This is a genomic window from Lacrimispora sp. 210928-DFI.3.58 (assembly GCF_020554865.1).
Lineage (GTDB): Bacteria > Bacillota > Clostridia > Lachnospirales > Lachnospiraceae > Enterocloster.
On the sequence record NZ_JAJCIC010000107.1, the window covers coordinates 1 to 538 of the forward strand.

The following is a 538-nucleotide window of genomic DNA, read 5'->3' on the forward strand; positions in this document are numbered from 1 at the left end:
CTTCCGCAAATCATCGGAGAACCACTCGTCCCGGACTGCCAGCAGACGGAAGAAGGTGGACTTGCCAGCCCCCTGACCGCCGACCAGACAGAGCATGATTTCAAACTTACACCCCGGCTGAAAGGCTCGTGAGATTGCACCCAGCAGGAACAGCTTCAACGCTTCATAGGTGTAATCATCTGCGTCAGCCCCCAGAAAGTGCCGCAGGCAGAAACGGATTCGTTCTGTCCCGTCCCACACAAGGGTACTTAAATAGTCCCGGATGGGATGGTACTTGTTTTCATTCGCCACAATCCCGATGGCGTTATCAATCTTTTTCTCATTGGTAAGCCCGTAGGTTTCTTCCAGATAAAGAAGCAGATACTTCATGTCCGTATCGTTCAGGGCGGTGCTTTCCCTGTGAAAACCGATGGGCTTTATGATGTCCTTGCGGTCGGTCAGGATGTTGTATGCGATAGCCCCGGAAAGCAGCGGGTCACGCTGGAATACGGTCAGGCAGTTCCGTATGCTCTGACGGACACCGCCTTTCTCGGTAGTT

General features: G+C 53.2%; 1 protein-coding gene. It reads right to left on the minus strand.

Annotated elements, in window-relative coordinates:
- A partial coding sequence (locus tag LIZ87_RS22120; protein ID WP_227149233.1) for a virulence-associated E family protein occupies positions 1–538 on the minus strand: 538 nt, incomplete at both ends.